14 protein-coding genes are annotated in these 21513 nt (G+C 67.1%); 5 read left to right on the top strand and 9 right to left on the bottom strand.

What is annotated here, in order from left to right; genetic code table 11:
- The first annotated feature begins 9 nt into the window (after positions 1-9).
- Positions 10-2109: an amidohydrolase family protein gene (locus E1H18_RS15680; protein WP_172270036.1), complete on the top strand. Its 2100-nt coding sequence runs from the start codon at positions 10-12 to the stop codon at positions 2107-2109.
- A gap of 59 nt (positions 2110-2168) precedes the next feature.
- Here E1H18_RS15680 and E1H18_RS15675 read toward each other — a convergent pair whose 3' ends face one another.
- The 3 genes from E1H18_RS15675 to E1H18_RS15665 form a co-directional block, all read right to left on the bottom strand.
- Positions 2169-2681, bottom strand: a complete 513-nt coding sequence (locus E1H18_RS15675) for a hypothetical protein (RefSeq protein ID WP_172270034.1) — start codon at positions 2679-2681, stop codon at positions 2169-2171.
- A 9-nt stretch (positions 2682-2690) separates the two neighbouring features.
- On the bottom strand, positions 2691-4298 hold the full coding sequence (locus tag E1H18_RS15670) for a S10 family peptidase (protein WP_172270032.1): 1608 nt from the start codon (positions 4296-4298) through the stop codon (positions 2691-2693).
- 239 nt (positions 4299-4537) lie between these two features.
- Positions 4538-5416: an alpha/beta hydrolase gene (locus E1H18_RS15665; protein ID WP_172270030.1), complete on the bottom strand. Its 879-nt coding sequence runs from the start codon at positions 5414-5416 to the stop codon at positions 4538-4540.
- A 398-nt stretch (positions 5417-5814) separates the two neighbouring features.
- On the opposite strand from E1H18_RS15665, the gene E1H18_RS15660 reads away from it, so the two are divergent.
- From E1H18_RS15660 to E1H18_RS15650, 3 genes are all read left to right on the top strand, one after another.
- Complete coding sequence (locus tag E1H18_RS15660; protein WP_241736048.1) at positions 5815-9114, top strand: TonB-dependent receptor domain-containing protein; 3300 nt, start codon at positions 5815-5817, stop codon at positions 9112-9114.
- Positions 9115-9189: 75 nt separating this feature from the next.
- A complete protein-coding gene (locus tag E1H18_RS15655) occupies positions 9190-9954 on the top strand; it encodes a FadR/GntR family transcriptional regulator (RefSeq protein ID WP_241736047.1) in 765 nt (254 codons plus the stop codon).
- Positions 9955-10048: 94 nt separating this feature from the next.
- Positions 10049-12313: a hypothetical protein gene (locus tag E1H18_RS15650; protein ID WP_172270026.1), complete on the top strand. Its 2265-nt coding sequence runs from the start codon at positions 10049-10051 to the stop codon at positions 12311-12313.
- A 10-nt stretch (positions 12314-12323) separates the two neighbouring features.
- Here E1H18_RS15650 and E1H18_RS15645 read toward each other — a convergent pair whose 3' ends face one another.
- On the bottom strand, positions 12324-13742 hold the full coding sequence (locus E1H18_RS15645; RefSeq protein ID WP_370526528.1) for a pectate lyase: 1419 nt from the start codon (positions 13740-13742) through the stop codon (positions 12324-12326).
- A gap of 129 nt (positions 13743-13871) precedes the next feature.
- Between E1H18_RS15645 and E1H18_RS15640 the strand changes: the two genes are divergently transcribed.
- Positions 13872-15236, top strand: coding sequence for an oligogalacturonate lyase family protein (locus E1H18_RS15640; protein WP_241736046.1), 1365 nt, complete (start codon positions 13872-13874; stop codon positions 15234-15236).
- Between the two features lie 7 nt (positions 15237-15243).
- Here E1H18_RS15640 and E1H18_RS15635 read toward each other — a convergent pair whose 3' ends face one another.
- From E1H18_RS15635 to E1H18_RS15615, 5 genes are all read right to left on the bottom strand, one after another.
- Entirely contained in the window at positions 15244-16605 is a 1362-nt protein-coding gene (locus E1H18_RS15635) for a glycoside hydrolase family 28 protein (protein WP_172270022.1), read from the bottom strand.
- 2 nt (positions 16606-16607) lie between these two features.
- Positions 16608-18860, bottom strand: a complete 2253-nt coding sequence (locus E1H18_RS15630; RefSeq protein ID WP_194248034.1) for a glycoside hydrolase family 88 protein — start codon at positions 18858-18860, stop codon at positions 16608-16610.
- A 106-nt stretch (positions 18861-18966) separates the two neighbouring features.
- On the bottom strand, positions 18967-20106 hold the full coding sequence (locus E1H18_RS15625) for a hybrid sensor histidine kinase/response regulator (protein ID WP_172270020.1): 1140 nt from the start codon (positions 20104-20106) through the stop codon (positions 18967-18969).
- A complete protein-coding gene (locus E1H18_RS15620) occupies positions 20103-20690 on the bottom strand; it encodes a chemotaxis protein CheB (protein ID WP_172270018.1) in 588 nt (195 codons plus the stop codon). The genes E1H18_RS15625 and E1H18_RS15620 overlap by 4 nt, the downstream gene beginning before the upstream one ends.
- Positions 20687-21511: a protein-glutamate O-methyltransferase CheR gene (locus E1H18_RS15615; protein ID WP_172270016.1), complete on the bottom strand. Its 825-nt coding sequence runs from the start codon at positions 21509-21511 to the stop codon at positions 20687-20689. Before E1H18_RS15615 ends, E1H18_RS15620 begins: the two co-directional genes overlap by 4 nt.
- Positions 21512-21513 lie beyond the last annotated feature (2 nt).

Raw genomic sequence — 21513 nt, 5'->3', positions numbered from 1 at the left:
AGGTCAGAGATGAAGTCCAGCATCCTGGGGCTCAGCGCCCTCCTGCTCGCCGCCAGCCCCACGGCGCTGTGGGCCGCCGCCACCGAACGCCTGTCGATCGTCTCGAACGGCGAGATCGTCGGCTCGATCGAGGCGGTGACCGAGAACGGCAAGACCGCGCTCGACTACCGCGTCGACAACAACGGCCGCGGCCCCAAGCATCACGTCGAGATCGTCAACGGACCCGGCGGCGTGCCGGTCTCGTGGTCGATCAAGGGCACGTCGCTGATGGGCGGCGCGGTCGAGGAAAGCTACGTCTTCGCCGACGGCAAGGCGCGCTGGAAGAGCCAGGCCGACGCCGGCGAGATCTCCAGCGCCACGCCGCCGCTGTACGTGGTCAACGACGAGAACCCCTGGGCCAACTACGTCTACGCCCGCGTGGCGATGGCCAAGCCCGGCGGTCGGGTCGCCGTACTGCCGGGCGGCGAGATCAGCGTCACGCCCGTGCGCGAGATGACCATCGGCGAGGGCAAGGCCGCCGTGCCGGTGAAGATCATGCGGGTCACCGGCGTGCAGCTGCGCCCCAGCTACGTGATGTTGGACCGCAAGGGCGGGTACTTCGCCAGCTTCGGCGACGGCGGCATCGCCATCCGCGCGGGCTACGAGGCCGCCGCTGGCCAGTTGCGCAAGCTGGGCTCGGAGCTTGAAGGCCAGCGCGTGCGCGACCTCGGCAAGGCGCTGGCCCATCGGTTCGACACGCCGGTGCGGATCCGCAATGTCCGCGTCTTCGACCCGCGCACGGGCGCGTTGTCACCGCTGTCGACCGTGGTCGTCATGCGCGACGTCGTCACCCAGGTGCTGCCCGGCGATGGGGGACCGCCGCCGGCCGACCAGACGGTCATCGAGGGCGAGGGGGGGACGGTCTATCCGGGCCTTCACGACATGCACGCCCACATGAGCCTGGAGTCGGGCCTCTACTATCTGGCCGCCGGGGTCACCAGCGCCCGCGACATGGGCAATAACAACAGCTTCCTGCTGGACCTGCTGCCGCGCCTGGACAGCGGCGAGATCGCCGGGCCGCGCGTGGTCCCCGCCGGCTTCCTGGAGGGCCGCAGCCCTTATTCGGCTCGCAACGGCTTCATCCCCGAGACCCTGGACGAAGCGCTCAAGGACGTTCGCTGGTACGCCGATCGCGGCTATGCCGAGATCAAGATCTACAACTCGATGAACCCCGACTGGGTCAAGCCGATGGCCGCCGAGGCTCATCGCCTGGGCCTGGGGGTGTCGGGCCACGTGCCGGCCTTCGACACGCCCGACCGAGTGATCGAGGACGGCTACGACGCCATCGCCCACATCAACCAACTGATGCTGGGCTGGATCCTGGATCCGAAGGAAGACACCCGCACGCCGCTGCGCCTGACGGCGATGGCGCGCGGCGCCGACCTCGACCTCAAGTCCGAACGCGTCCAGAAGACCGTGCGGCTGATGCAGAGCCACAAGGTGGCGTTGGACACCACCGTCGGCCTCCTGGAACAACTGATGCTGAGCCGCGCGGGCGAGGTGCAGGTGGGGCAGCGCGACTTCCTTTCGCACATGCCGATCGGCTTCCAGCGCTATCGCAAGCGCTCGTTCGTGCAGATCAAGAGCCCGGCCGACGATCAGGCCTATCAGAAGGGCTTCGCCAAGACCCTCGAGACGATCGGCATGCTTCACAAGGCAGGCGTGACCCTGCTGCCGGGCACCGACGAGGGCACGGGCTTCTCGGCGCTGCGCGAGCTGGAGCTCTACGTCCAGGCCGGCATGACCCCGGCCCAGGCCCTGCGCGCCGGCACCCTGGGCAGCGAGGAGTTCCTCAAGCGCACCGACCGCCTGGGCGTCATCGAGCGGGGCAAGCTGGCCGATCTGGTGCTGGTCCCCGGCGATCCGACCCAGGACATCTCCGCCATCCGCCAGCCGCGTATGGTGATGCGGGGCGGGGTCGTCTACTTCCCCTCGGAGATCCACGCAGCCCTGGGCGTCAAGCCGTTCACCACCCCGCCGTCGTTGAAGGCGGCTGCGCCCGCGGATCCGCAGGCGGACGGTGGCGACCCCGGCTTCGGTGAAGACTTGGACCTGGACCACGACCACTAGGTCGCCGAGATCCGAAACGCGAAAGGGCGGAGCTGCGAGGCTCCGCCCTTTTCATTTTATCAGGGGCGCTTCGACTTGGAGCGCCTTCTGATTTTGGAATGCAGGATGACCCCTTGCGCCTCGTGGCCGAACTGGCGCTCGAGCTCCTCGTAGCGGCAGGCCAGGACCTCGGGCCGGGCGCGCCAGGCGCGAACCCAGTGCTGGGCGGCGTGAAAATCCTCGTGCGCCACCCAGAGCCGATAGTCGTAGTCGCCCGACAGGCGGTCGGCCTTCAGGATCGCCGGATCGGCGAGGATCGAGGCCTCGAAGGCCGTGATCGTCTCGGGCTCGGTGAGAGTGAGCCTGATCAGGGCGCGCGCTTCGACCGGGCCGGTCAGGCTGGGGGCGATCGCGGTGACGACCTCCGCGAACTTGCGCGTGCGCAGCCGCGACAGGTGCTGCTGGAAGGTCGCCGCGCCGATCCTCAGGCGGGCGCGCATGGCGTCCATGTCGCCCCGGCAGGCGATGGCAGCGTCGAGAACGGCCGCCAGGCCGGCCGGCGTTGACAGGGAAGAGGGGACGACCCGGCGCATGGCGACGTCCTAACGCGGCGCCGCGCCGGCGCGAACAAAAGCCCGGACGTCATTGGCGAAGGCCGCCGCCGTCTCGCCGACATACAGCATGTGGCCCGATGGATAGCGGCGCAGCTGCAGCCGATCAGCCGGCATGTTGGCCGCCTCGACCGCAGCCTCGGCGGCGGCCGAATGGGTGGCCAGGTCATAGTAGCCCGAGGCGACCAGCACCCGCAGGCGGGGCGTGCGACGCATGGCGGTGGCCAGGTCGACGGCGAAGCTCTGCTCAGGCGGCGCGTTGCGCTTGAAGTTCCAGCTGGCCAGCAGGTCCTTCCAGACGATGGCGCCATAGGGACGGTCCATGCGGATCTTCAGATCCTCGGCCGCCATCTGCTCGAAGGTCGCCCGGAAGCCCGGTGTGTACAGGGTCATGGCCGGGTCGTCAGCGACCGGGTCGCCGCCCGAATTGGCCACGGGCAGGGTGTAGCGGCTGTCATAGGCGCCAACCTGCAGGCCTTGGTCGGCGAGCAACTGACGATCAAAGCCCGCTTCCCGGAGCTGCAGGCTCTTGGCGAAGGCTGTCGGGGCCAGGCCGGTGAAGGCCGCCAGCTGCGTGACGACGGCCGTCCGCTCGTCGGGCGGCAGGGTTCCGGCGGCCTCTTTGGTGAGGGCCTGGAGATAGGGGCCCTTGGCATAGGCCAGGGCCTCCTGGTGATAGGCCTCCAGCGCCCGGCCGCGCCGGTCGATGCGCTGGTGATACCAGGCTGTGTCGGCCAGTGCGGGCAGCTGCAGGGCCTGGCGCAGGGCCTGGGCCTCGGGGGTAGCCGGCGGCGCCGAGCCGTTCAGCGTCGTGCCCAGCAGGACGATGCCGTCCAGGGTGATGCCGCGCATCAGGCCCACATACATCGGACCGCCCAGCAGAGCGCGCGGCAGCAGCGCCGCCCGGGTCGAGCCGTAGCTCTCGCCCATGACGTATTTGGGCGCGTTCCAGCGCTTGTGCTCGGTCAGCCAGGCCTCGATGAACTGGGCGACGCTGTCGGCGTCCTCGTCGACGCCCCAGAAGTCGGCGTTCACGCCCTTGCCGATCACCCGCGACCAGCCCGTCCCGACCGGATCGATGAACACCAGGTCGGCCACGTCCAGCAGGGTCAGCGGATTGTCGATCAGCCCGAATGGCGGAGTGTTCGAGGGATTGACCTCGCGGTCCAGCTGGGTGCGCCGCGGTCCCACCACGCCCATGTGCAGCCAGATCGACGACGAGCCGGGGCCGCCGTTGAACACGAACATCACCGGCCGATGCGGGTCCTTGGTGTCGGCCAGGTATGAAAACGAGAAGATCGAGCCGATCGGATCGCCGGCGCGGTTGAAGAGATGGGTCTCACCGGCGACCGCCGTATAGGCCAGGCTCGCGCCGTTGATCTTCAGAGCGTGCCTGGTCACGAACCGCCTGACCTCCGGAACCTCGACCGGACCAGGCGTGGTCGGGCGCGACATCGGGAAGGGCGAGGATGGCGCAGGCGCGGGCGTCGTGGCCGACTGGGCCAAGGCCGACCCGGACGCCAGGACGCCGGCGGCGAGCAGGCTCGCAGCGAGACCCCGCAGACAGGGCTGAAGCGGAGCGCGAGGAGATAGGGTCATCGATGAAATTCCGCTGGGCGAGAGCGCCGCCGTGCGGTGTCGGCGACGTACCCCAAGCCTCAACGAGGCGGCGGGAATAATCTATGCGAACTGCAGGCGCCAAATCGCCGCTGCGACCGCGCCGTATCGGCGCTCGCCAATCTGGACGACTGAACTATGCGCGCCGCTGCCGGCGCATAGAGGCGGTCGTCGCAGCCGGCGGGGGCGGGAAGGAAGGCGACGCGCCCGGCTTCTGACGACTACTTTACGACGCCAAGGTCTGCGAGGAATTGCAGGGCGTCCTGCTCGACCTTGACCTGGTCCTCCTTCGAAAACTTGCCATGCGCGCCGCCGGCCACGGGGTGGAAGCGGTTGGTGACCCCGGCCTTGTCCAGATCGGTCTTCAGCGTCGTCGAAGCCTCGAAGGGAACGGTCGGGTCCGCATCGCCATGGACGATGAACACGGGCGGCTGGGCCTTGCGCACATAGGCGGCCGGCGACATCGTCGTCCACAAGGCGTCCGGGCCATCGCCGATCCATCGTGCTGTCGACGGGCTCTTGAACGCGCCCGGGTCGGCCGGCTTCAGGTGATAGGGGCCGTAGAAGTCGAGGATAGCGGGAACCTTGGGTTGGTCGCGGCACGCCGGCAGGTCGATGGCGTTGCCCTTGGGCAGCATGCCGGCCATCAGCGCCAAGTGACCGCCGGCCGAAGTCCCGTAGGGCACGACCCGCTTGGGGGCGAAGCCGTAGGCGCGAGCGTTGGCCTTCACCCATGACAGGGCGCAACGAACGTCCTGCACCGCTGCGGGCGCCCGGGCCGTGTCAGACAGGCGATACTGGACGGTGACGACCGAGAAGCCAGCAGCCAGATAGGCTCGAAAGCCGCCCCAGCTGGCCGGCTTCTCGCCCTTCCACCAGGCGCCGCCATGGATATAGACCAGCACCGGTCGTGGTCCGGCGAAGGCTGTGTTGCGATAGACGTCCAGATGCAGATCTTGGCCGCTGGCCTGGAGATAGACCACGTCCTTGGTCGCCGCCGGCTCCGCGACCTGGGCCCATTGGGCTGGGTCGTTCCAGGTTTGGGCGGCTGCGGGCGCGGCGCCGAGCAGCAGCGCGGCGGCAACGGTCTTGGCGATCATCGCGTCTCTCCCATCAGCAATGTCTTGGCAGCGAGCGCCAGAAGGCGCGCTGCGATCCTGGTCATGGCGCCAAGTTTGCGCTCCGATCTAGCAGGTCGGGCTTACGAGTCCAATGGCAGATTTCTGGACCTGTGTTCCCATAATTGGTCAACCAATATAAAGACCAGTACGCAATTTCCGCCAATTGTACCGTTGATGAGCGCGCGGTAGCTGAATGAGAGCGGATGCACCTTCCTCATAACCGGCTTGCCTGGGCCGGGATGACCAACTTGATCGAACGGCGACCGTTGACATTCGGCGCTAAGTGATCAACCAAATAGGTAAGCCAAATAAAGATAATTGGTTGTGGGAGGGAATGAGGAATGGACAACCGTCCAGGGCGCCCAAGTGCGCGCGCGATGCTGCTGGCGTCGACGGCTTTCATCATCGGGCTGGGCCTGAGCCAGGCGGCGGCGCAGACGACGGCGCCCAAGAATGACGAAGTCTTGGACGATCAGGCGGTCGAGGCCGTGGTCGTCACCGGCTACCGCGCCTCCTTGCAGAGCGCGCTGAACGTCAAGCGCCAGTCCGACGTCATGGTCGACGCCATCAACGCCGAAGACATCGCCGATTTCCCTGACGCCAATCTCGCCGAGTCGCTGCAGCGCATTCCCGGCATCTCGATCGACCGGGACAATGGCGAGGGCCGCACCATCACCGTCCGCGGCCTGGGCGGCGACTTCACCCGGGTGCGCATCAACAACCTGGAAGCGCTGTCGACGGCGGGGACGAACGACACCAACTCGACTGCGATGAACACCACGCGGACGTTCGACTTCAACGTCTTCGCCTCGGAGCTGTTCAACAGCCTAAAGGTGCGTAAGACGGCCTCGGCCGAGACCGATGAGGGCTCCCTGGGCGCCACGGTCGATCTGCAGACCGGCCGGCCGTTCGACTATCGCAAGGATCGCTTGGCCCTGTCCGTCGAGGACGCCTATTACGAAAATGGCGGTCATCACAATCCGCGCATCGCCGGCCTGTTCTCCAAGCGCTGGGCCGACGGCAAGATGGGCTTCCTGGCCTCGGTCGCCTATTCGGAAAAGGACACCGAAACCGACCAGTATCGCCGGCAGATCGTGACGGGCGAGTACGTCTACCGCTCGGCCACCTGGGCGACCCTGGAGAACCCGCGACGCGCGGGCTTCTCGGCCCCGGTCGGCACGACGTTCGGCGACCGGGTCACCAATCCGACCGCGGCCAATCCCGGCGGCACGGTGTCGTCGACCGCGGCTATCACCAATCCGGCCTATATCGCCGCCGTGACCGGCTCGAACCTGGCCGCCTACGCGCTGCTGCACCCGTCGCTGGACGGCTCGCAGGTGATCTTCCCGGCGCTGGCCGGCCCCGAGCAGCAGGACCTGAGCCAGAAGCGCCTGGGGCTCACCTCATCCTATCAGTGGGAAATCTCGTCGCGGACACGGCTGACCGTCGATGGGCTTTATTCGAACCAGAAGAGCACCTCGACCCTGAACCAGCTGTTGCCGTTCGGCCTGAACCGCAACAACACCAACGCGACCTTCGCCACCGCCAATGCCTCGACCGCGCTCAATTCCAAGCGCGGCCTCTATCCCGGGACCTGCAACTACACCGCCGGCGGCGCCTACGCCTCGCCGATCGACTGCGGCCAGGCGACCTATGGCGGCGCGCTCGTGGCGGGCAGCAGCTTCTCGTACAATCCCAACAATCTGGACGTCTACGACTACTACAACTGGGCCGGCTCGCCCGGCTATGTCGCGTCTGCGGACGGTCTGGCCATGCGCGCCCAGCAGATCGGCCGCCCCGCGACCGACGTGCTCGCCGCCAACGTCACCAACGGCGTCGCCGACTACCTGCAACTGCGCAATGTCGACTGGGGCGCGCGCGCCGACCAGGGCAGCTACGACACCACTTTCCAGCAACTCTCGTTCAACCTGACCCACGAGTTCAGCGACCGCCTGAAGGCCGACTTCACTTATGGCGCGTCGAGCTCGAAGCTGAAGTCCTACGGCAAGATGGCCGAGTGGGGTCAGTTCGATCAGCCGGCCACCTTCACCTATGACGAGCGCGGCGGCGGCGACATGCCGATGTTCGATGCGGGCTTCAATGCCGCCGATCCCAGCCAGTGGACCATCCTCAAGGGGGTCTCGTTCCTGCGCTACCACAAGAAGAACGTCGAGAATAAGTACGGCTCGTGGAAGGCCGACTTCACCTGGATGCTCAACGACAACCTGACGTTCAAGTTCGGCGGCACCCGGCGCGACTACAAGTTCTCGACGTCGCAGATGGAGCGCCAGAACGTCCAGATCAATCCGACCGAGAAGGAGGCGGGCGTTTCGATCGCCAGCCTTGGCAAGGTCATCGAGTTTGGCCAGGGCCTGGATGTGCCAGCGGGCACGACGACGTCCTGGTTCGGTCCGGACATCGACAAGTTCGACGCCCTGTTCGGCTTCACCTGCAACTGTATCAACAAGTGGGGCGACTGGCGCCTGACCCAGTTCCGCCAGCAGGGTCGGGAGACCTTCGCCGTGCGTGAGCAGACCGGCGGCGTCTATGGCCAGGTCAATTTCAACTACGACTTCTTCGACGGCTGGAACACCTTCGGCAACCTGGGCGTCCGCTACGCCACGACCGACATCGACTCCACCGGCCGCTCGACGGGCGGACGTACGGTCGCGGGCGAGAATTCCTATTCCGACGTCCTGCCGTCGTTCAACATCGCCATCCGGCCGCGCGAGGATCTCTACTTCCGCTTCGGCGCCGCCAAGACGATGTCGCGCCCGACCCTGCAGCAGCTGGCGCCGACCATCACTCAGCTGAGCATCCCCGATGGCGGCGTGAACTCGGGCGCCACCCTGACCATCGGCAATCCCAAGCTCTCGCCGTTCCGCGCCAACAATTTCGACGCCGCGGTCGAGTGGTACTACGCCGAGGGCGGCCTGATCTCGGTGGCTCTGTTCAAGAAGAAGATCGGTTCCTATCCGCAGACCGTGCGCTTCTCCGGGCCGCTGTCGTCATTCCTGGACGAGGCGGGCCTGCAAAGCCTGATCGAGCAGTTCGGCACGACCAGTGACCAGGCGGCCTATATCCGGGCCGACTACGACGCCACCGCGCGCCAGTTCCGCGATGCGCCCGGCGGCTCGCTGCAGGGCTGGGAGATCAACTATCAGCAGGCCTTCACCTTCCTGCCGGGGCTGCTCAAGAACACCGGGATCCAGCTCAACGCGACGCACATCAAGTCGGAGCTGACCTACATCCTCGATCCCGGCTCGGAAACCAGCGCGCCGGTCCTGGGCAAGGGACCTTGGCTCGGCGCCTCGCCTAACGCCGTCAACATGACGGTCTATTACGAGGACAAGCGGATCAACACCCGCGTGTCGCTGGCCCAACGTGACGGCTACTACACCACCTATCCTCTGGTGGCCGGGCCGTGCGCGCCGGGCGTCGTCGCCGGCGTGGCGTGCGACACGCCGCTGATCAACGATTTCGGCGGCTCCAAGGACACGCTGAACGTCGACTTCGCCTTCAGCTACAAGCTGTCGGATCAGCTGTCCTTCTCGATCGAGGGGCTGAACCTGACCAACCAAGCCACCAGCCGCTACTACTACGCCGACAATCCGGTCGCGGCTCTCTACGGCTCGCCCGGGCGCCAATTCACGGTTGGCATCCGTTTCCGGCACTGACGATCCAGAGGGGGCGAGCCATTTCGGTTCGCCCCCGGTCTGGCAAAGTCGGATAACCCTTCTCAAGATCCAGACATGGAACGGGGGCAGCGGCAGAAGGGCATGGACAGGCGGTACCAACGCGTCGCCCGGCAGATCATTGCGCTGATCAAGTCCGGCCAGTTCCCGCCTGGCGCCCGTCTTCCCGGCGAGCGGGAGCTCGCCGAGCAGCTGGGCGTGTCGCGGCTGGCTGTCCGCGAGGCCAGCATTGCGTTGGAGGCGCAAGGCTACATCGCGGTCAAGACGGGCTCGGGCGTCTATGTGCGGTCTCGACTGCCGAGCGATCAGGCTTCGCTGTCCGAGGTCGACGCCTTCGAGCTGACGACGGTGCGGGCCTTGATCGAGGCCGAAGCCGCTGCTCTGGCGGCGCTCAACATGACGCCAGACGCCCTGGCGCTCTTGGACGACGCCTTGCAGGTCATGTCGGGGCAGGGCGAAGCTGCCGAGGCGGCGGACGAACGCTTTCATCTGATCATCGCCGAAAGCAGTGGAAGCCCGATCCTGGAGGCCTTTGTGCGCACCCTCTGGCGGACACGTAACGAAGCGCCCCGGGTCGTTCAGGTCTATAGCCAAGTCTGCAAGAGCGGCTTCGAGGATAGAATCCAGGAGCACCGGGCCGTGCTGGATGCGATACGCGCGCGCGATCCGCATGCGGCGCGCCTGGCCATGCGGCGGCATTTCAGCCGCCTCTTCGAGGCGATGTTGGCGGCCGAGGAGGGCGCGGCCATCGCGCAACTGCAGCAAAAGGCCCTCGAACAAAAGCATCGTTTCGAGCGCTCGGTGCAAAGCAGCCTCACTTGAGCCTGCCGCTAAGGGCTCCACGATGTGAGAAGGCTGTCCTATAGGATGAAATGAACAGCTTCGCTCCGGAGCGATAATCCAGGGAAACGACGAGATGCGACGCGCGCTTCTGGCCAGCCTCATCCCGTTCGGCGCGGTGCTCGTGAACCTGGGCGCGCTGGCTCAGGCCCAGCCCATCGACCGCCACGCCCTGGTCAGCCGGCACGACGTGCGCCTCACAAAGGTGGATCCGTCCGCGCCGCTGATGGTCGGCAACGGCCAGATCGGTTTCACGGCCGACATCACCGGCCTGCAGACCTTCCCGGAGGCCTATTCCAAGCTCGCGCCGCTGCTGACCGAGGCCCAGTGGGCCTGGCACGCCTTTCCCAATCCGAACAACTACACCTATGCGGACGGGACCACGCCGATCGACGTGCGGGGGACCAAGCAGCCCTATGCCTACATGAAGGACTGGAATGAGGCTCAGACCCGTCCGGCCCTGGCCTATCTGCGCGAGAACCCGCACCGCTTCTCGTTGGGCCGCGTGGCCCTGGACCTGCGCGACAAGACCGGCAAGCCCGCTCGGTTCGAGGACCTGACGGGGACCGAGCAGACCCTGGACCTGTGGAGCGGCGTGCTGACCAGTCGCTTCACCTACGACGGCGAGGCGGTGACCGTCCGCACCCGCGTGCACCCGACCCTGGACATGATCGTTGTCGACGTGGAGTCCAGCTTGGTCGAGCAGGGCCGGCTGAAGCTGTCGGTGAAGTTTCCGGGCGTCTCCAGGAACCTAAATCCCGACCCATCCGACTGGACCCATCCGGAGCTGCACAAGACCAAGGTGACCGGCGAGGGAGCGAGCCGTCTCGACGTCACGCGTCAGCTGGACGCCACCCGGTACTTCGCGGCTTTGCAGGCGGATCGCGGCGTCGACTTCACGGCCGCCGGGCCGCATGGCTACATCATCGCGCCCAGGGCCAAGGGACGGACGCTGGGGCTGGAGGTCGCCTTCTCGCGCACGGCCCTGCCCAGGGCGCTGCCCAGCGTGACGGTCGCCGACCAGGCCGCTCGGGCCCACTGGAAGTCCTACTGGACCCAGGGCGCGGCCGTCGACTTCGCGGGCAGCACCGATCCGCGCGCCGCCGAGCTGGAGCGTCGGGTGGTGCTGTCGCAGTACCTGATGTCGCTGAACGGCGCCGGCGAGGTTCCGCCGCAGGAGGAGGGGCTGTTCTCCAACAGCTGGAACGGCAAGTTCCATCTCGAGATGCACGCCTGGCACGCCGGGCAGTTCGCGCTGTGGAACCGGCCCGAGCAGCTGGAGCGCAGCCTGCCCTGGTATGTCGGCCACCTGAAGGACGCCCAGGCTCGCGCCGCCAGCCACGGCCTGAAGGGCGCCTGGTGGCCCAAGATGGTCGGTCCCGACGGCGTCGACAGTCCCTCGAAGGTGTCGCCCTTCATCATGTGGCAGCAGCCGCACCCGATCTGGATGTCCGAGCTGGTCTGGCGTGACAGGCCGACCAAGACGACCCTGGCCAAGTACGGCCCTCTGGTCTCCGAGACGGCCGAGCTGCTGGCCAGTTTTCCGCACAAGGACGACAAGGGGCGCTTCGTGCTGGGGCCGCCGATCATCCCGGTGCAGGAGAACTACGATCCCTTGACCACGGTCAATCCGGCCTTCGAGCTGGCCTACTACCGCTGGGGCCTGGAGACCGCGCAGCAGTGGCGGGTCCGGACCGGGCTGGCGCGCAAGCCCGAATGGGACGCGGTGATCCAGGGTCTGGCCCCGCTGGCCATCAAGGATGGGCTCTATCTGCCGGCCGAGTCCGCGCCGGACTTCTGGGACGCGGCGCGCAGCCCGGCCTGCTCAAAGCACGCCGTCGAACCGCAGTGCGTGAACCGCGACCACCCATCGTTCCTGATGGCCTACGGCCTGATCGCTGGGAAGGGCGTCGATCCGGAGACCATGCGGCGCACGCTGCGAGCGGTCGAGAACGACTGGGACCTTCGCCAGACCTGGGGCTGGGACTATCCGATGGCGGCCATGACCGCCGCCCGCCTGGGCGAGCCCGACAAGGCGATCGACTGGCTGTTCTACGACGCCAAGAACAACAAATTCGGGGTCAGCGGCATGACGCCCCGCGTGCATCTGGATGCGCACGCCGAGGCCTTCGTCCCGACGGCGGGAGCCGGGCAGACGGTCGGTCCCGACGGGCCCGGCTACACCCGCGCGGCCGAGACCTATTTCCCGTCGAACGGTTCCCTGCTGGCGGCGGTGGCGATGATGGCCGGCGGCTGGGACGGCTCGATCGGTCCGGCGCCGGGCTTCCCCAAGGACGGCAAGTGGGTGGTGAAGGCCGAGGGTTTCAAGCCGCTGCCTTAGAGGCCCGGGTCTAGGACGCCAGACTGTTCACGTACTCTTCGATGTTGGTGTAGCCGTCGCCGTCCCGGTCCCAAGCGGCGTCGGCGGGATCCTTCGGGTTCAGGCCATGGGCCTTCTCCCAGCCGTCGGGCATGCCGTCGCCGTCGCTGTCCTTGGGCGCGGCGGACGAGGCGGCCGGGAACCAGCCGCCGACATCCTTCTGGCTGTTGATGATCCTGCCCTTGCGGTCGATGACGCTCTGGACCACCCGGGCGTCGATCGGGTCGCGCTTGCGCGAGGCGCCGGACTTGTCCAGCACGGCCCTGTAGGCGTCGGGGGCGGTCTGGGTCGCGACATCGCCGAACGGGAAGGGCTGGTCGACGACGTGCTCGCCCGGGGCGGCGGGCGAGGCCAGGACCAGGCTCTTCTGGTCGGCGACCAGCTTGTCGTCCATCCAGTTGCCGTCGAAGTGGGCCAGGCCGCTCTTGTTGCGAATGTAGAGGGCCAGGGGACCGCCGGTGTCGGCGCCCTGGATGTAGTAGTTGGCCACGAAGTTTGAGTGGGTGGTCGAGTTGGTGTTCAGGTCCTCGCCGGCGGCGAACCGGGAGGCGTTGTCCGGGCGGCCGTAGAACGGGTCCATCGCCCAGCCCTGGCTGAAGCCCGGCTCCCAATTGTAGAAGTCCGTCGTGGCCCCGGGGCCCCAGTTGTAGAAGACGTTGTTGCGGAAATCCAAGGTGACGCCGTCGGGATCGTCGGCGGCCTTGGCGTAGTTGCCGATGCGCGGCATTCGCGCCTCGTGATGGGCCCAGAGATTGTGGTGGAAGCTGTAGCGGGCGCCGTACGAGCCCTGCAGCAGGCTGCCATAGCCGTGGTCGCCCTTCTCGTGGATCGAGTGGTTCAGGCTCTCGGCGATCAGCGACCACTGCACCGTGACGTTGGTCAGGTGCTTGATCTGCGGCGTGACTTTCTGGGTGACCGACAGGCTTTCGTCGATCGACCAGCCCGACGAGACGTGGTCGAGGATGATGTCCGAACCGCCGCCGATCGAGATCGAGTCGTGCTCCTTGCCGGCCTCGTCGCCGACCCGTGAGCGCAGGTAGCGCACGATCACGTGGTCGGCGTCGATCAGGAACTGGCCGTCGCGCAGGGTGATCCCATAGCCCGGCGCGGTCTGACCGGCGATGGTGATGCGGTCGTTGGCGATCGTCAGGTCGCTCTTGAGGCGGATCACGCCGCCGACTTCGAAGACCACGATGCGCGGCCCATGCGCCTCGACCGCCGCGCGCAGCGAGCCCGGGCCGGCGTCATTGAGGTTGGTCACCTTGATGACCCTGCCGCCCCGACCGCCCTCCGCGAAACGGCCAAAGCCGTCCGCGCCTGGGAAGGCCAGCGTCCTGCCGGTCTCGGCCAAGGCCGAGGCTGAAAGGCCGGAGAGCAGTCCGGCGAGCACCAGCGTTCTTGGCCACGTCGTCATCGTTTTCCTCGCCCCAGCGCTGACGGCTGCTGAGGCGCAGAGTTGCAGATTCGCGCTCGCCGTTAAAATATGTGGGTACCGGTCCCATATCGTAGAATGCGTTCCATGCGAAACCCAACGACCTCGACCCATCGGCGTCACTTCCTGGGCGGCGGCGCCCTGGCGCTGGCGACGGCGATGACCGCGCCGGCCCTGGCCTCCGGGCAGGCCGCGTCGACGGCGGAGAAGGGCGCTGAGCCGCCGCGCGACTGGGTCGATCCCAAGACCGGCCACCGCATCGTGCGGCTGTCGCCCCAGCCGGGGACACAAAGCCTCTATTTCCATCAGAACGGCTACACGCCGCAGGGCGACCAGCTGGTCTTCAAGAGCGCCGCCGGCATCTGGCTGTGCGATCTGAAGACCTTCAAGGTCAGCCTGCTGGTCAAGGGGCCGGACGTGGACCTGCTGTTCACCACCCGCCACTCGCGCGACGTGCTCTATTCGGTCACTGCGCCCGGCGAAGGGCTGGCCGCGGACCGTCCCAAGGCCATCTGGGCCATCGACGTCGACACTCGCAAGGTCCGCAAGATCGCCCAGATCCCAGCCGGGGCGATCAACTCGATCAACGCCGACGGCACGCTGCTGGCCGGCTCCGTGTCGTATGGCGCCAAGCCGCTGCAGCCCCAGACCGAAGACGACCGCAAGCGCTTCGGCCAGGCCGAGTACGCGGCCAACGGTCCCGACGGCAAGCCGCTCTCCTTCGCCAAGGCCAAGGGCGTGCGGATGACCGAGCGCTTCGAGACCGATGTGCCGGCCGAGATCTTCGTCATCGACCTGAAGAGCGGCGTCCGCACCGTGGTCCACAAGTCGGTGCGCTGGCTGGGCCACATCCAGTTCTCGCCGACCGATCCGGGGCTGGTGATGTTCTGCCACGAGGGACCCTGGCACCGCGTCGACCGCATCTGGACGGTGCGGTCCGATGGTTCGGGTCTGACCAAGATCCACACCCGAACCATGAACTTCGAGATCGCCGGTCACGAGTTCTTCTCGGCCGACGGCAAGTGGATCTGGTACGATCTGCAGACCCCGCGCGGCCAGGTGTTCTGGATCGCCGGCCATGAGTTGGCCACGGGCAAGAAGCTGTATCGCCGGGTCGAGCAGAACGAGTGGTCGGTGCACTACAACGTCGCGCCGGACGGGCTGCTGTTCGCTGGCGACGGCGGCGACGAGGACATGGTCGCCCACGCCAAGGACGGCAAGTGGATCTACGCCTTCCGCCCCGAGACCATTCGCGACGCGGCCACCCAGTACTACACGGACGAACTGATCACCGTGGACAAGATGGCCAGCGAGAAGCTGGTCGACATGTCGGCCCACGACTACCGGCTGGAGCCCAACCTGACCTTCACGCCGGACCAGAAGTGGATCGTTTTCACCTCGAACATGCATGGCGCCAACCACGTCTATGCGGTCGAGCTCGCCAAGACCTGAGGCCGGCTTAGAGGCCCGTCACGCCCGAGGAGTCCAGAACCTCGGGCGGCTTGCCGTCCAGGGTGTCGATCTTCGTGCGCGTGAAGCGCCAGTCGCGGGCGTTGGCGATGCGGCCGCCGGTCTGGCTGTCCAGATCCAGGTTGTCGAAGCTGAAGCGCTCCAGCGGCAGGTCGGAGAAGGCGGCGACCTCGAAGGCGGTCTTGGCGCCGATGGCCTTGATGTCCTTGATCCGCACATCGCGCAGGCGGCAGCGGCCCTGATCCGGCGGCACGACCTGCGTCATCACTCGCCAGTAGGGCGGCACGTCGGTCATGCCGGCCGGGATCTCGGCGTAGCTGTAGGTCGGGTTCCAGTTCAGGTTGACGCGGAACACCGTGAAGACGTCCTGCAGATGCATGTCGGCGATGTCGATGTTCGAGACTGTCCCGCCGCGCGTATGGGCCGACTTGAACAGGATGCCCACGGGCGTGGGGTGGTGGACCTTCAGACCCGACACCTTGATGTCGTGGAAGCCGCCGGAAGTCTCACTGCCAAAGGTGATCCCGGCCGAGGCGTCTCGGACCACGCAGTCGCGGATGACGACGTTGTAGGTCGGTCGCGCCACGCGCAGGCCGTCGGCGTCGCGGCCGGCCTTCAGGCACAGGGCGTCGTCGTTGCAGGCCACGTCGATCCGCTCGACCAGCACGTCGTGCGAGGAGTCGATGTCGACGCCGTCGGTCGACGGGCCGCGGCCGCCCTCGTTGTTGCGGATCTCGATGTCGGTGATGCGGACGTCGTGCGAGTAGCAGACATGCACCGTCCAGAAGCCAGCGCGGCGCAGGCGCGGTCCGGCCAGCTCGACCTGCTCGCTCTCGAACACCTGGATCAGGCGCGGGCGCTTGCAGTCGTAGTCGGCGGCCCAGCGCAGGCCCTTGGGATCGTACTTGCGGCGCAGCGCCCAGTAGCTGTCCCAGAACACCTTGCCATCGCCGTCGATGGTCCCGTCGCCGACGATGCGGACGTTCTTCTGCTTGTAGACATTGATCAGGGCCGCCGGCCAGGTCAGCTCGATGCCGGCCACGCGGGTGGGCAGCTCGGGGTAGTCGGCCAGGTTCTGCGAGCCCAGCAAGGTCACCCCCTTGTCCAGCCGCAGGGTGACGCCCGACTTCAGGAAGAGGGCCCCAGTCAGATAGACGCCCGGCTGGAAGGCCACCACACCGCCGGCGTTGGCCGCCGCGTCGATGGCGGCCTGGATGGACTTGGTATTCAGCGTCTTGCCGTCGCCGCGCGCCCCGTGGGCGTTGGCCTGGATCGCCTTGCCGGCCGCCAGGGCCAGGCTCGGCGCGGACACGACTGCAAGGCCGAGCTGGAAGAGGGCGCGACGGTCCATGGCTACTTCCTCGCCGGATTGAAGTCGGGCGTCTGGGCCTGGACGTAGGTTTCCCACTCGCCGCGATCGTGGAAGTCCAACCCTTTGTCCCAGGCCGCGCCCATGTAGTAGACGAACGGCTTGCCGGGCGTGACCTTGACCAGCACCAGCCAGTCGCTGTCGGTCTCGACCACGTCGACGATTTGGCGCGGGTCGACCAGCAGGGCCAGGCCCATTGTGCCCTTGTCGGGATCGGTGACGTCCCAGAACGTGAAGGCGCCCTTGGCCTTGTCGGCCTGGAAGTCGCCGGGCCGATCGGCGGTCGGCTTCTTGGTGATGCCGATCGCCACGGTGATCGGGCCTTTGGCGTTCGAGCCGAAGGTCGAGACCATCCGGGTGAAGTTCGTGCCCATCGGCAGGGCGACGGTCCGGCTTTCCCAGACCTCGCGCTTTTCACCGACTTTCCAGGGCGCGTAGTCGACCTTGAACGAGGCCACGTCGGGGCCGTCCTTCAGGATCTTGTAGTCCTTCCAGTTGCGCGACACCCACAGCTTGCCGTCGTCCCAGACGCCGAGGCCGCCGGCGCCGCGCCAGGTCTTGACGTTGTAATAGTCGATGCCCTCGCCGTGATAGGCGTGCTGGTCGCCGGTGCGCAGCTGGCGGGTCATGAACGGGTAGCGCACGCTCTTGCCCCAGGCGTCGATGCCCGAGGTCGAGGGCGGCTCGTACTGCTCCAAGGCCGGGCCGTAGATGCGGTGGGCCGTGCGGTCGTTCTCCCACAGGATGTCGTCGTAGCGCTCGGGGGCGTAGCGGACCGTGGCGCGCGGCTGGTCCTGGCCGGGGGGCGGCGGCGCCATGCGGAAGATCATCTTCGGCGGCGTCGGCTGGCCCGGCGCGGCGGCTGGAGCCCTGGCCGGCGCCAGGCCTGGGCCCTCGATCAGCGGGTCATAGGCCAGAGCGGCCACGGCCTTCATCTCGGTGGCGTGGCGGATCTCTTCCTCGGGACCGCGCACGGTGCGGGGCAGGGCCGGGGTCGGAGTCGTGGCGGCGATGAATGCCGGCGTGTCTCGCGGCGGCTCGGCCAGGGGCAGGGCGGCGACCGGCTTGGAGAGGTTCATGACCTCCAGGCCCGCCAGCAGGAAGGCGCCCGTGCCGTACGGACCGATGTCCGCGGCGGCGGTGGCCACGGGCTGGTCGCCGGTTTTCTGCACCGCGCCGATCATGCCGTCGGGCAGCACCTGGGCTTCCAGACCCTTCCAGCCCTTGAGGACCACCGGCAGGTAGGTGGCGCGGTCGAGGACGCCGTGATTGATCCCCCAGGCCAGGGCGTAGACGAAGAAGGCCGAACCGGAGGTCTCGGGTTCCGGGAAACTCTCCGGCTGCATCAGGCTGGACGCCCACAGGCCGTCGGCGCGCTGCAGGCCCGCGACCCGTTTGGCCATGGTCTGGAAGACCATCAGATAGCGCGGGCGCTGGATGTAGTCGGCCGGCATCGCTTCCAGCACGCGGGCCATGCCGCCCATCACCCATCCGTTGCCGCGCGACCAGAAGAGCTTGCGGCCCTGTTCGTCGCGGCGCTCGATGAAGCGCTCGTCGCGATAGTAGAGGCTCTCGTCCGGATCATAGAGGCGGGCGAAGGTGCGCCACCACTGCTTGTCCATGGCGTCCAGGTACTTGCGGTCGCCGTCCAGCACGCTCATCCGCGCCAGAACCGGCGGGGCCATGAAGAGCGAGTCGCTCCACCACCAGACCAGATGCTCGGGGATGGGCAGGCGGGCCAGATGCGGCAGGGCCCAGTCCAGGCGCTGCCGTAGCGGCATGATCACGCCCTCCTGCCCGCGACGGGCATAGAGCTCTTGATACAGCGCGCCGATCGCCATCTCGTCGGCGTTCAACATGGTCTTGCCGGATTTCGCGCCGCGCAGGGCGTAGTTGTAGTGCTCGGCCGCGTCGGTCAGGAACTTCAGGGTGTCCTGGTCCTGGGTCACGCGGGCCAGGCGCGCGGCGCCGACATAGTAGGTGGCCGAGACCCAGTTGGACGACATCTCGCGCACCGCGCCGCCGGTGGTTACCGGGATCGGCTCGGCGCGCATGGCCGCCATCTGGGCGGCGTTGGCGCGCACGAGGCGGGCTAGCACGGTCTCGGGAGCCGGGATCTGGGACGTCGCCGCAATCGGCCGGGAGGCGGGAGCCGCGAGCGCAGGCGCGGTGGCCGTGATCGCGGCCCCGGCCAGTAGAAGCGCGATCAGAGAGAGGCTGGAGGGGGCTCGAGACAAGGGCGAAATCCTCCACGCGACGCCGGTGCAACCGGTGTCATTATTCAATATGCGGACACCTATTCCACAGACTGAAATCGCAGGAAAGGTCGCCGGCCAGGCTCGCTTACGGCGTGATCGGCAGGCGCACCGTGAACGTGCTGCCCAGGCCTTCACCCGAACTGTCCACCGCAATGGCGCCGCCGTGCAGCGCGACCAACTGCTTGACCAGCGCCAGGCCGATGCCGAGGCCGCCTTGCGCCTTGCCCAGGTGATCCTCGACCTGGGCGAAGATCTCGAAGATCTTCGGCTGCATTTCGGGCGGGATGCCGACGCCGTTGTCGCTCACCCTGATCTCCACCACGTCGTCGGACACGGCAGCGTTCAGCGACACGGTGCCGCCCGGCGGCGTGTACTTGGCGGCGTTGTTGAGCAGATTGGCGACGATCTGCGCCAGGCGAGTGTGGTCGGCGTCCAGCCAGATCGGCGTCTCGGGAATGTCAGCGATGAACGTGTGGCTGGCGGCTTCCAGATTGTGCTGACTGGCCTCGGTCGCCGACCGCAACACTTCGGCCAGCGCCACGCGCGTCTTCTTCAGCGCGATCTTGCCCTGGCTCACGCGCGAGACATCCAACAGGTCGTCCACCAGATGGCTCAGATGGTCGAGCATGCGGTCCATCCGCATGCGGATATCTTGTGAGCGCTCTGGCGGGATGTCCTTGTTCAGCAGATGCAGTCCGCCGGCCAGCGCCGCGACGGGGTTGCGAAGCTCATGGGCCAGCACGGCCAGGAAGTTGTCCTTGTGTCGGTCCGCTAGACGCAGCGCGTGGGCGGCCGCCTCCAGGTCGTCGCGCTGGGTCTCGATCTGCTGGCGCTGCTGATAGAGATCGAAGAACACATTGGCCTTGCTGCGCAGGATATGGGTCTCGATCGGTTTCTGGATGAAGTCGACCGCGCCGGCCTCATAGCCGCGGAAACGCCGCTGCGGGCTGGCTGCGCCAGCGGTCACGAAAATGATCGGGATGTGGCGCGCGCGCTCGCTGCCCCGCATGAACTCGGCCAGTTCAAAGCCGTCCATGCCCGGCATCTGGACGTCCAGCAGCGCCAGGGCCACCTCGTGCACCAGCAAGAGTTCCAGGGCTTCTTCGCCGGACCGGGCCTTCAGGCAGGTCAGGCCGTCGCGCTGGAGCAGCGCTTCCAGGGCCAGCAGGTTCTCCTCGAGATCGTCGACCAGGAGGAAGTTGATCGGCTTGTCCGCGGGCGTCATGCGCTTCCCAAACTCGACAGGTACGATGCGATGGCATCGAGATTCATGGTTGTGGCGGCGGGGCATGCATCCAGCGCGGCTTGTGGCATGACGGCGGCGTAGGCGTCCGTCGGGTCCTGAACAATGGCGATCCCGCCGGCGTCGTGGATAGCTTTCAAGCCTGCCGCGCCGTCATGATTGGCGCCGGTCAGGACGAGACCGACCAGTCCGTCGCCGTAGGCGTCGGCGGCGCTTTCCAGCAAGACGTCGATCGACGGTCGCGAGTAGTTGACCGGCTCATCGGTGGACAGCGCCAAGGTGCCTCCGGCCTCGACCAGCAGGTGATAGTCCGCTGGCGCGAAGTAGATGGTCCCCGCGGCGATAGGCTCCTTGTCCTCGGCCTCCTTCACGGTCAGCGCGCACTTGGCCTGCAGCAGAGAGGCTAGGGCGTTGTCGCGGTCAGGCGGCACGTGGACGACCACCAGGATCGGCAGGCTGAAGTCGGCCGGAAGGGCGGGCAGGGTGGCGAGCAGCGCCTGGACGGCGCCCGCCGAAGCTCCAATCACCACGGCCGTATGGGGTCTTGAGGGAGACGGCGCGGTCATGCCTCGCGCCTCTGGTAGATCTTCTCGCCGCCGACGAACTCGGAGAAGCCCTTTGCGTGACTGGAAAAGCGCAGGCTTTCCTTGGATCCCAGGCCCAGGAACCCCTTGCGGGCCAAGGAGTCGCGGAAGAGGCCGATGGCGCGATCCTGCAGCGGGCGGTCGAAATAGATCATCACGTTGCGGCACGAGATCAGGTGCATCTCGGCGAAGACGGCGTCGGTCACCAGGCTGTGGTCGGAGAAGACCACATTCTCCTTCAGGCTCTTGTCGAACACCGCCCGGCCATAGGCGGCGGTGTAGTAGTCTGAGAGCGAGGACCGGCCGCCGGACTTCTGGTGGTTCTCGGTGAACTTGCGGATCCGGTCCAGCGCATAGACGCCAGCCTGCGCAGCCGCCAGCGCCTCGGGATTGATATCGGTCGCGTAGAAGATCGTCCGGTCGTAGAGGCCCTCCTCCTTGAACAGGATGGCCAGGGAATAGACCTCTTCGCCTGTGCTGCTGCCGGCGATCCAGACCTTGAGCGACGGATAGGTGCTCAGATGTGGCAGGACCTTCTCGCGCAGCGCCCGGAAATAGGACGGGTCTCGGAACATCTCGCTGACCTGGACCGTCAGATAGTCGAGCAGGCGCGGCAGCATGGCCGGATCGTGCAACACGCGGTCCTGCATCGACGAGATCGTCGAAAAGCCCAGTTGGATGCGGGCCTGGATCAGCCGCCGCTTGATCGACGCCCGCGCGTAGTGGCGGAAGTCATAGTGATAGCGCTGAAACAGCGCTTCCAGCAGCAGCTGGATCTCCAGGTCTTCGACCGCTTCGGCCACGC

It is taken from the genome of Caulobacter sp. RHG1 (genome assembly GCF_013181195.1).
Taxonomy (GTDB): domain Bacteria; phylum Pseudomonadota; class Alphaproteobacteria; order Caulobacterales; family Caulobacteraceae; genus Caulobacter.
Note: the sequence above shows the minus strand (reverse complement) of the source record. Positions and strands in the feature narration are given on the sequence as shown.

Bases quoted from the DNA above. Each gene is read 5' to 3' on its own strand.
- E1H18_RS15680 (WP_172270036.1), top strand. From the start codon at position 10: ATGAAGTCCAGCATCCTGGGGCTCAGCGCCCTCCTGCTCGCCGCCAGC.
- E1H18_RS15675 (WP_172270034.1), bottom strand. From the start codon at position 2,681: ATGCGCCGGGTCGTCCCCTCTTCCCTGTCAACGCCGGCCGGCCTGGCG.
- E1H18_RS15670 (WP_172270032.1), bottom strand. From the start codon at position 4,298: ATGACCCTATCTCCTCGCGCTCCGCTTCAGCCCTGTCTGCGGGGTCTC.
- E1H18_RS15665 (WP_172270030.1), bottom strand. From the start codon at position 5,416: ATGATCGCCAAGACCGTTGCCGCCGCGCTGCTGCTCGGCGCCGCGCCC.
- E1H18_RS15660 (WP_241736048.1), top strand. From the start codon at position 5,815: ATGCTGCTGGCGTCGACGGCTTTCATCATCGGGCTGGGCCTGAGCCAG.
- E1H18_RS15655 (WP_241736047.1), top strand. From the start codon at position 9,190: ATGGAACGGGGGCAGCGGCAGAAGGGCATGGACAGGCGGTACCAACGC.
- E1H18_RS15650 (WP_172270026.1), top strand. From the start codon at position 10,049: ATGCGACGCGCGCTTCTGGCCAGCCTCATCCCGTTCGGCGCGGTGCTC.
- E1H18_RS15640 (WP_241736046.1), top strand. From the start codon at position 13,872: ATGCGAAACCCAACGACCTCGACCCATCGGCGTCACTTCCTGGGCGGC.
- E1H18_RS15635 (WP_172270022.1), bottom strand. From the start codon at position 16,605: ATGGACCGTCGCGCCCTCTTCCAGCTCGGCCTTGCAGTCGTGTCCGCG.
- E1H18_RS15625 (WP_172270020.1), bottom strand. From the start codon at position 20,106: ATGACGCCCGCGGACAAGCCGATCAACTTCCTCCTGGTCGACGATCTC.
- E1H18_RS15620 (WP_172270018.1), bottom strand. From the start codon at position 20,690: ATGACCGCGCCGTCTCCCTCAAGACCCCATACGGCCGTGGTGATTGGA.